The organism is Pedococcus sp., from assembly GCF_036554925.1.
Classification (GTDB): Bacteria; Actinomycetota; Actinomycetes; order Actinomycetales; family Dermatophilaceae; genus Pedococcus_A.
Genome location: NZ_DATBMI010000046.1, coordinates 1 through 8,665, shown reverse-complemented (window position 1 = coordinate 8,665; position 8,665 = coordinate 1). Strand labels below are relative to the sequence as shown.

The 8,665-nt window shown below is 72.2% G+C and carries 10 protein-coding genes; 5 read left to right on the top strand and 5 right to left on the bottom strand.

Going from position 1 to position 8,665, the window contains the following annotated elements; all coding sequences use genetic code 11:
- Positions 1 to 1,644, bottom strand: a 1,644-nt coding sequence (locus tag VIB11_RS03415) for a transglycosylase domain-containing protein (protein ID WP_332028372.1), incomplete at its 3' end; no start/stop codon positions are given.
- Between the two features lie 423 nt (positions 1,645 to 2,067).
- Here VIB11_RS03415 and VIB11_RS03410 point away from each other — a divergent pair.
- Positions 2,068 to 2,409, top strand: a complete 342-nt coding sequence (locus VIB11_RS03410) for a WhiB family transcriptional regulator (RefSeq protein ID WP_332028370.1) — start codon at positions 2,068 to 2,070, stop codon at positions 2,407 to 2,409.
- 69 nt (positions 2,410 to 2,478) lie between these two features.
- Here the strand turns inward: VIB11_RS03410 and VIB11_RS03405 are convergent, their stop codons facing one another.
- The 3 genes from VIB11_RS03405 to VIB11_RS03395 are packed head-to-tail and all read right to left on the bottom strand — an operon-like array spanning position 2,479 to position 5,499.
- On the bottom strand, positions 2,479 to 3,678 hold the full coding sequence (locus tag VIB11_RS03405; RefSeq protein WP_332028368.1) for an ArsA family ATPase: 1,200 nt from the start codon (positions 3,676 to 3,678) through the stop codon (positions 2,479 to 2,481).
- Positions 3,678 to 4,685, bottom strand: coding sequence for an ArsA-related P-loop ATPase (locus tag VIB11_RS03400; protein WP_332028366.1), 1,008 nt, complete (start codon positions 4,683 to 4,685; stop codon positions 3,678 to 3,680). The genes VIB11_RS03405 and VIB11_RS03400 overlap by 1 nt, the downstream gene beginning before the upstream one ends.
- 10 nt (positions 4,686 to 4,695) lie before the next feature.
- Entirely contained in the window at positions 4,696 to 5,499 is an 804-nt protein-coding gene (locus VIB11_RS03395) for an alpha/beta hydrolase (protein WP_332028365.1), read from the bottom strand.
- Between the two features lie 36 nt (positions 5,500 to 5,535).
- Here VIB11_RS03395 and VIB11_RS03390 point away from each other — a divergent pair, with 36 nt between their 5' ends.
- The 4 genes from VIB11_RS03390 (at position 5,536) to VIB11_RS03375 (ending at position 7,921) form a co-directional block, all read left to right on the top strand.
- Positions 5,536 to 5,691: a DUF4177 domain-containing protein gene (locus tag VIB11_RS03390; protein WP_332028363.1), complete on the top strand. Its 156-nt coding sequence runs from the start codon at positions 5,536 to 5,538 to the stop codon at positions 5,689 to 5,691.
- 2 nt (positions 5,692 to 5,693) lie between these two features.
- On the top strand, positions 5,694 to 6,170 hold the full coding sequence (locus tag VIB11_RS03385; RefSeq protein ID WP_332028361.1) for a RidA family protein: 477 nt from the start codon (positions 5,694 to 5,696) through the stop codon (positions 6,168 to 6,170).
- Positions 6,171 to 6,293: 123 nt separating this feature from the next.
- A complete protein-coding gene (locus VIB11_RS03380; protein ID WP_332028359.1) occupies positions 6,294 to 7,115 on the top strand; it encodes an NUDIX hydrolase in 822 nt (273 codons plus the stop codon).
- Between the two features lie 83 nt (positions 7,116 to 7,198).
- A complete protein-coding gene (locus VIB11_RS03375; RefSeq protein ID WP_332028374.1) occupies positions 7,199 to 7,921 on the top strand; it encodes an MBL fold metallo-hydrolase in 723 nt (240 codons plus the stop codon).
- Here VIB11_RS03375 and VIB11_RS03370 read toward each other — a convergent pair.
- Positions 7,902 to 8,579 carry a Crp/Fnr family transcriptional regulator gene (locus VIB11_RS03370; RefSeq protein ID WP_332028357.1) on the bottom strand — a complete coding sequence of 226 codons (678 nt, stop codon included), beginning with the start codon at positions 8,577 to 8,579 and terminating at the stop codon, positions 7,902 to 7,904. The two genes, VIB11_RS03375 and VIB11_RS03370, sit on opposite strands and share 20 nt — an antisense overlap.
- Positions 8,580 to 8,665 lie beyond the last annotated feature (86 nt).

Below are 8,665 nucleotides of genomic sequence, written 5' to 3'. Positions count from 1 at the left end.
GATCGGGTTGGGGGCGCAGTACTTGCCGCCGGCCGCCAGCGTCGCGTACGACGTCGCCAAGGTCAGCGGTGTGGTGTCGTTCGCGCCCAGGGTCACGACCGCGGGGTAGCACTGGATGGGGTCTCCCGTGCCCTGGTGCATGCCCATCGCGGTCATGGTGCGCTGCACCTTGTCGGTGCCGAGCTTGAGCACCAGCGAGGCGAAGGCGGTGTTGACCGAGCGCGCGGTGGCGAGGTCGAAGGCGAGCGGCTTGCCGCCGATGGCCTCGTCGTTGCGCACCGACCAGCTCGTTCCGGCGGTGCACCTGCCGCGCATCTCGCTGGGCGTGTACACGGCGGCCTGCTTGGTGGTGGCGAACTTCGAGGGGACCTTGCCGTTGACGGGGATGCCGTTCTGCAGCGCCGTGACGATGGCGTACATCTTCGCGGTCGACCCGAACTGGAAGCCCGAGGTGCCGCCGTAGCGCTGGTCGACGTTCCAGTTCACCTGGGTGTACTTCTTGCCCTTCTCGCCGTTGCGCGGGAACTGCGACGCCTGCGCCATGGCCAGGACCTTGCCCGTCCCGGGCTCGACGATGCTGGCGGCGCCGCCGATGCGCTCGCTGTTGCCGATCGGCACCTTCTTCACCAGCTGGGCCTGGGCCATCTGCTGGACCTTCGGGTCCAGGGTCGTCTGGATCGTCAGGCCGCCCTGGTTGATCTTCTTGATCCGCTCGGGCACCGTCTTGCCGAGCGCGGGCAGCTGCTTGAGGTAGGCGAGGACGTACTCGCAGAAGTACGGCTGGCTCGAGCGGCCGCAGGTGTTCTGGGCGGCCTTGACCTTGAGCATCTTCTTGACCGGGATGGCCTTGGCGGCCTTCCACTCCTTGTCGGTGACCATGCCGAGGTCCCGCATGCGGTCGAGCACGATGTCCCGCCGCACCTGTGCCCGCTCCGGGTTGTGGATCGGGTCGGTCTTGCTGGGCTGCTGCACGAGGCCGGCCAGCAGCGCCGACTGCGCCACGGTGAGCTTGGCGGCGGTGGTGCTGAAGTAGTGCTGGGCGGCCGCCTCGACGCCGTACGCCTGGTCGCCGTAGTAGACGAGGTTGAGGTAGCCCTCCAGGATCTGGTCCTTGGTCAGCTGCTTCTCCAGGGTGATCGCGTACTTCAGCTCCTGCAGCTTGCGCGTGTACGTCTTCTCGACCGCCGCCTGCGCGGCTTCCTTGTCGTTGTTCCGCAGGGCGTTCTCCTGCAGCGTGATCTTGACGAACTGCTGCGTCAGCGTGGACGCGCCCTGGGTGTCGCCGCCCTGGAAGTTCGAGACGAGCGCGCGGGTGATGCCGCGGGGGTCGACGCCGCCGTGCTCACGGAAGCGGCTGTCCTCGATCGCGATCTGAGCATTCTGCATGTTCTTGGAGATGCTCTTCAGCGAGACGATGATGCGGTTCTCGTCGTACGGCGTCGTGATCAGGCCGCCGCGGGCGTCGTAGATCTTCGACTGCTGGGCCAGGGGGGACGTGCTGAACTCGCCGGGAAGGGAGTCGAACATCTCGACGCTCGACTTGGCTGCGCTCCCCGTCGCCCCGACCGCCGGGATCATCAGGCCGGCAGCCAGAAGTCCCATGACCATGGCCGTGGCGACGAAGGCACCGAGCAGACTGAGCACATTGGCGAGGTTTGTCGCACGTCCTTGCATGGTGCCAAGGGTAACCGCCGTAGTGCTCGGAGCCCGCTTTGTCGATGCCCCGGCGCCATTCGGGTGTCCGGGTGGGGCCTGTGGGCCGCCTGTCGCCGAGGGTGCCGCAGCGGGGTGGTCCGACCGGGTGGTCCGGCCCGTCCGGCGGCCTGGTCCGCCCCGTGCCGCGAGGAGGGTGCGGTTGCGCGTGGGGGGCAAAACCGCTGCTCAGAGGCCTGCGTACGACTTCTGGAGCAGATGGCTCGGTGTGACTAGTCCGTTTGGCCACCGGAGAACTACACGAATGGGCCATGTCGTCACAGCAGTGAACTTTTCTATCGTCGTTGGTGCCTGAAGTGGACACAAAACCCCATCGGGCGGAGTTTGAGTCTCGTTGCCAGTGGAGGACCCGCAATGACCATCGCGCCAGCCCGCACCGCCCGTCCCGTGGCCTTCGGAGCCCACTGGGTCGAGGATTGGGCGCCGCTGGGCCGGTGCGCGAAGTCCGACCCCGACGCCCTCTTCGTCCAGGGCGCGGCACAGCAGACCGCGAAGGTGGTCTGCCAGGGCTGCCCCGTGATCGCGGAGTGCCTCGCGGACGCCCTCGACAACCGCACGGAGTTCGGCGTGTGGGGCGGCATGACCGAGCGGGAGCGCCGGGCCCTGCTGAAGCGCCGGCCCAACATCAGCTCCTGGGCCTCGCTGTTCGCCCAGGCCCGGGCCGCTCAGGGCGACCAGGGCGCCGTCAGCGCCTGACCCAAGCGCCTGACCCAAGCGCCTGACCCCGCGCCGGGAGCGCGTCGGTGCGAGACCGCCGCGAACGCGTCAGCGTCGCGCCGGTGACCGCACGGCCAGTGCGTCCCCGACCGAGCGCAGGCCCTCGACGTCGTGGATGTCCGAGGCTGCTGCCGGCACCTCGACCATGGGTATGCCGGGGTGCCCGGCCCCGAAGCGCCGCGCCAGCGCCTCGTGCCGGTCCGCTGCCTGCGCCAGCGAGACGTGCAGCCGCAGCAGCCCCTCCGTGAGGCCGGTGGTCTCGGAGGCGGCGGTCGAGGGCCGAGGGTCCGACTGCCGTTCGGCCAGCTGCTCGGCAGCGGCCAAGGCCCGGGAGCCGCTCAGCGTGGGTGCCGCCAGCCGCTGGACGCGGTTCACGACCACGCCGGCGAGCGGCATGCCCTCCTCGTCCAGCCGGGCGACGAAGTACGAGGCCTCCCGCAGCGCGTCACGCTCCGGGGCCGCCACGACGACGAATGCGGTCTCGGGGTCCTTGAGCAGCGCGTACGTGGCGTCGGCCCGCTCGCGGAACCCGCCGAACATCGTGTCCAGGGCGGCCACGAACGTCTGCACGTCCTGGAGCACCTGCCCGCCGAGGATCTTCGACATGACGTTCGTCGCGAGGGTGACCCCGCCGCTGAAGACCTTCAGGTAGGCCCGGCCGCCGGCCTTCGCCGGCGCCATGAGCAGCCGGATGAACCTGCCGTCGAGGAAGGAGCCGAGCCGCTTGGGCGCGTCGAGGAAGTCCAGGGCGGAGCGCGACGGGGGCGTGTCGACGACGATGAGGTCCCACGTGCCCTCCCGCGCGGCCCTCGAGCGCAGCTGCCCGAGCTTCTCCATGGCCATGTACTCCTGCGTCCCGGCGAAGGAGCTCGAGACCGCCTGGTAGAACGGGTTGGCCAGGATCTGCTGGGCCTTCTCAGGCGTGGCGTGCGCCTCGACGACCTCGTCGAAGGTCCGCTTCATGTCCAGCATCATCGCGTCGAGCGAGCCGCCGGCGGCAGGGTCGAACCCGACCACCGGGCGCGGGGTGTTGTCCAGCTCGGAGAGCCCGAGGGACTGGGCGAGGCGCCTCGCCGGGTCGATCGTGAGGACGACCACGCGGCGGCCCGCCTCAGCGGCGCGCAGCCCGAGGGCGGCGGCCACGGTGGTCTTGCCGACGCCTCCGGCGCCGCAGCACACCACGATCCTGGTGGCCTCGTCGTGCAGGAGGGCGTCGAGGTCCAGGGGTGGCGACAGTGCGGCCGTCATCAGATCATCCCCTGCTCGGTGAGCACGTCGGCGAGCACCCGGATGCCCCCGGCGTCCGTGCCCTCGGGCAGCATCGGCAGCCGGTACACCTGCCGCCCCTGCCCGAGCAGGACGGACTCCTGCTCCTGCTGGAGCTCGACCCGGTCGACGTGGTCCTCGGCCTGGGCGATCAGCCCGGCCACCATCGCCGCGCTGGTGCGCACGGACACCGACTTCAGGTCGGCGGTGACGGAGGCCGCGAGGGAGCCGTTGCCGCGGGCCACGACCCTCAGGTCCTCCTCGCCGATCAGGGGCTCGTGGACCTGGTTGATGACGATCGCCCCGAGCGGTAGGGAGGCGGCGGCCAGCTCGGCGAGGGCGTCCACGGTCTCCTGGACGGGCATCTCCTCGAGCAGCGAGACCACGTGCACGGCGGTGCGGTGGCTGCGCAGGAGGCGGGTGATGGAGTCCGCCTGGCTCCGGACCGGCCCCACCTTGGCAACGTCGGCCACCTCCGCGTTGACGTTGAGGAAGCGGACCACGCGGCCGGTGGGGGGTGCGTCGAGGACGACGGCGTCGTAGGCCAGCTCGTCGCGGTCGTGGTGCCGGCCACCGCGGCGCCGGCCGACGGCCTCGTACACCTTGCCGATGAGCAGCACGTCGCGCAGCCCGGGGGCGATGGTGGTGGCGAAGTCCACCGCGCCGACCTTCTCGAGGGCCGTCCCGGCCCGGCCCAGCTTGTAGAACTTCTGGAGGTACTCCATGAGGGACTCGCGTACGTCGACGCTCAGCGCGTAGAGCTCGCCGCCGCCGCGCTCGTGGACGATGCGGGTCTCCTCGTGGCCGATCGGGGCGACGTCGAAGGTCTGGGAGATCCCCTGCCGCTCCTCGACCTCCGCCAGCAGCACCCGCTTGCCCTGGCGGGCAAGGGCGAGGGCGAGGGCCGACGCGACGGTGGTCTTGCCGGTGCCACCCTTCCCGGTGACGACGTGCAGCCGCACGCCGGCATGGGGTGAGGCGGCAGTCATGGCGACCAGCCTAGGAGTCGAACAGGGCGACTGCAGCAAGGACCTCCGCGAACCCGGGGTGCTCGGGGTCGATGAGGCCGAAGTGCCCGCAGCCCTCGACGGCGTGCAGCCGCACCTCGGCCCGCTCGTCCGCCCGGTCCCGCTGGCGCTCGAGGTAGCTCTCCGAGACGCCGAGCGGGACCGTGTCGTCGTCCCGGCCGTGGACGAGCACGACCGGCACGGCAGGGCGCAGCATCGCGGGGTCGGCCGCGGCATACGCCTCCGGGGCCTCGGCAGGGGTGGCTCCCATGAAGGCGTCCACGGCCCCGGACCCCAGCCCGAGGTCGGCGGCGAGCCGGAGGTCGACGACGCCCGCCAGGCTGACCGCTCCGGCCAGGCCGTGCGCCCACGGCTGGCTGGCGGCCCACGCGGCGAGGTGGCCGCCGGCGGAGTGGCCGACGAGGACGAGCCGGTCCGGCAGCTGCGGGTCGGCGCGCACGGCCGCCACTGCCGCGGCGAGGTCCTCTCCCGTCCCCGGCCAGCCGCCCCCGGGCATGCCCGTGCGGCGGTACTCCAGCACCGCCGTCGGGTAGCCGGCATCGGCGAACGCCTGGGCCTGGCTGCCGGCGTGGGCCCGGTCGTACTCCGCCCGCCAGAAACCGCCGTGGACCACGACGACGCCGACTCGGCGCCGTGCCCCCCGGGGCAGGCGGACGTCATAGACCTGTGCCGGGTCGGTGCCGTATGCCGCGGTGCGGGCCGGTGCGGGTGCCCGCCGGTCGAGCACGCCCAGCGGCTCGGGGGAGGGGTCGGCAGTGGTGCGCTCGGTGCCCATGTCGTCATCGTGCCAGCGGTGGATAGGCTGCGCCCCATGACCAAGTGGGAGTACGCAACCGTGCCGCTCATCGTCCATGCGACCAAGCAGATCCTCGACCAGTGGGGCGAGGACGGCTGGGAGCTGGTCCAGGTCCTCACCGGGCCCGACGGCAGCAACCTGGTCGCGTACCTGAAGCGAGAGAAGGCCTGACGATGAGCGCAGTCGAGGACCGCCTGAAGGACCTGGGGCTGACCGTCCCCGAGGTCGCCAAGCCCGTCGCGGCCTACGTCCCCGCTCTCCAGGACGGGCGCCGCATCTACACCTCCGGCCAGCTGCCGATGGTGAACGGCGAGCTCGCCGCGATCGGCAAGGTGGGCCTCGGTGAGGGCCAGGTCGACCCGGAGAAGGCCGCGGAGCTGGCGCAGGTCTGCGCGCTGAACGCGATCGCCGCCGTGAAGTCCGTCGTGGGAGACCTCGACAAGGTGGCCCAGGTCGTCAAGGTCGTCGGCTTCGTCGCCAGCGACCCGACCTTCACCGGACAGCCCGGTGTCATCAACGGCGCGAGCGAGCTGCTCGGCAAGGCCTTCGGCGACGCGGGCATCCACGCGCGCTCGGCCGTGGGCGTGGCGGTGCTGCCGCTCGACGCGCCCGTCGAGGTCGAGATCGTCGTGGCGCTCGCCGACGACTGAGCCGATGACCCCTCCGCTCGACCTGCCTCGGGGTGTTGTCGCGCGCCATCGCGCGCGGCAACACCCCGAACCGAGGGGCAGTTCGTCAGGCAGGTCGGAGGGCAGGTCGGTGGGGGTGGCCGGGTGATCCGGGAGTTCCCCGTGGCGCCGGTGCTGCGCGAGCACGCCGACGCCTGGCGGCCCGGTCGTGAGCCGGCCGAGCCCCGGCCCGCTGCCACCGTCATGTTCGTGCGCGACGGTGCGACGGGTCTCGAGGTCTTCATGCTGCGCCGCGTCGCCACCATGGCCTTCGCCCCGCGCACCATGGTCTTCCCCGGTGGCGGCGTCGACCCGCGCGACGCCGACCCGCGGCTGCCGTGGGCCGGGCCGGCGCCGTCGGAGTGGGCGCAGCGCCTCGCGACGGACGAGGCGACCGCGCGCGAGCTCGTGGCTGCGGCCGTCCGCGAGGTCTTCGAGGAGTGCGGGGTGCTGCTGGCGGGCCCGTCGCCGGTCAGCGTGGTGGCCGACGTCAGCGGCGCCCACTGGCACGAGCAGCGCGCGCGGCTGCTGGACCGGTCGCTGTCCCTGGCCGAGGTGCTCATCGCGCACGACCTGGTGCTCCGCTCGGACCTGCTGGCCTACCGCGCCCACTGGATCACGCCGGTCTTCGAGCCGCGGCGCTACGACACCCGGTTCTTCGCGGCGGCCGTGCCCGCCGGGCAGGGCGCCGACGACCGCAGCAGCGAGGCCGATGTCGCCGACTGGGTGGCCGCGACGGACCTGCTCGAGGCGCACCGGCGCGGAGACGCGATGATGCTGCCGCCCACCGTGGTCTGCGTCGAGGAGATCGCCGCGGCCCCGAGCGCTGCCGCCTTCATCGCCGAGCAGCCGCGTGTCGCCGCCGTGACCCCGGTGCTCACCCAGACCGCCGACGGCCCGGTGATGAGGGCGGAGCTGCCGCGGTGACCGCCCCGCCCGTGCCCGAGCAGTGGTCCGGCGGGCAGGTCACCGAGCGGGCCCACTGCGTCCTGGCGCCCAACCCCGGCCCCATGACCCTGGACGGCACCAACACGTGGGTCCTCCTCGAGCCGGGCGCCACCGAGGCGGTGGTCATCGACCCGGGACCCCTGGACGAGACCCACCTGCGGCGGGTCCTCGACCACCTCGACGGGCTGGGGGCCCGGGTGGCCCAGACGGTCCTCACCCATGGCCACCTCGACCACGCCGAGTCCGCTGCGCGCTTCGCCGAGCTGACCGGCGCCCCGACCCGCGCCGTCGGCCGCGGCCACGACGACCTCGGTGACGGTGACGTCGTCCGGGTCGGGGGGCTGGAGCTGTTGGTGGTGGCGACCCCGGGGCACACCTCCGACTCGCTGTCCTTCGCCCTGCCCGCCGACCACGCGCTGCTGACCGGCGACACCGTCCTCGGCCGGGGCACCACCGTGGTGGCGCACCCGGACGGCGAGCTCGCGGCATACCTGGAGTCGCTGGAGCGGATCTCGGCGCTGACCGGCAGCGGGGACGTCACGACGATCCTCCCCGGCCACGGCCCCGTGGTCCCGGACGCGTCGGCGATGGTCGGGTTCTACCAGGCGCACCGACGTGAGCGGCTCGAGCAGGTGCGCCAGGCACTCGCCGAGGGGGCTCAGGGCGTCGAGGACGTGGTGGAGCGGGTGTATGCCGCGGTGCCCCGCGAGGTGTGGCCGGCGGCCAGGCTCAGCGTGGCCGCCCAGCTGGAGTACCTGCGGGAGGTCAGCGGGCCCGGCGCTTGAGGCGCTCGACGTCCATGAGCAGCACGGCGCGGGCCTCGAGTCGCAGCCACCCGCGGGACGCGAAGTCGGCGAGCGCCTTGTTGACCGTCTCGCGGGAGGCGCCGACGAGCTGCGCGAGCTCCTCCTGGGTCAGGTCATGGGCCACGAGGATGCCGTCCTCGACCGGCCGGCCGAACCGGCTGGAGAGGTCGAGCAGGGCCTTGGCGACCCGGCCCGGCACATCGGTGAAGACGAGGTCGGCGAGGTTCTCGTTGGTGCGGCGCAGCCTCTTGGCCAGGGCGGCGAGCAGGACCTTGGCGACCTCGGGGCGCCCGGCGAGCAGGCCGTTGAGGTCCTCGTTGCCGACACCGAGGAGCTGGGTCTCGGCGACCGCGGTGGCGGTCATCGTGCGGGCGCCGGGGTCGAACAGGCTGAGCTCGCCGAACATCTCGCCAGGGCCGAGGATCGCGACGAGGTTCTCGCGGCCGTCGCTGCTGCGCCGGCCCAGCTTGATCTTGCCCTCGCCGATCACGTAGAGCCGGTCACCCTGGTCGCCCTCGTGGAAGAGCACGTCCCCTCGCTCGAGGTGGCGCTGCGTCATCGACTGCATGAGCCGGCCCGCGGCGTCGTCGTCGAGGGCGGCGAACAGCGGGGCTCTTCTCACCACGTCCTGGTCCACGGGCGACAGTGTGCCACGTCGCCTGGTCAGGGAACTGTCAGCATCGACCCTTAGGCTGTGCGGGTGTCTGCTGCCGTCCGTGAGGA

Coding starts and splice junctions, on each gene's coding strand:
- VIB11_RS03400 (WP_332028366.1), bottom strand. CDS start 4,685: ATGACTGCCGCCTCACCCCATGCCGGCGTGCGGCTGCACGTCGTCACC.
- VIB11_RS03405 (WP_332028368.1), bottom strand. CDS start 3,678: ATGACGGCCGCACTGTCGCCACCCCTGGACCTCGACGCCCTCCTGCAC.
- VIB11_RS03395 (WP_332028365.1), bottom strand. CDS start 5,499: ATGGGCACCGAGCGCACCACTGCCGACCCCTCCCCCGAGCCGCTGGGC.
- VIB11_RS03385 (WP_332028361.1), top strand. CDS start 5,694: ATGAGCGCAGTCGAGGACCGCCTGAAGGACCTGGGGCTGACCGTCCCC.
- VIB11_RS03390 (WP_332028363.1), top strand. CDS start 5,536: ATGACCAAGTGGGAGTACGCAACCGTGCCGCTCATCGTCCATGCGACC.
- VIB11_RS03375 (WP_332028374.1), top strand. CDS start 7,199: ATGACCCTGGACGGCACCAACACGTGGGTCCTCCTCGAGCCGGGCGCC.
- VIB11_RS03410 (WP_332028370.1), top strand. CDS start 2,068: ATGACCATCGCGCCAGCCCGCACCGCCCGTCCCGTGGCCTTCGGAGCC.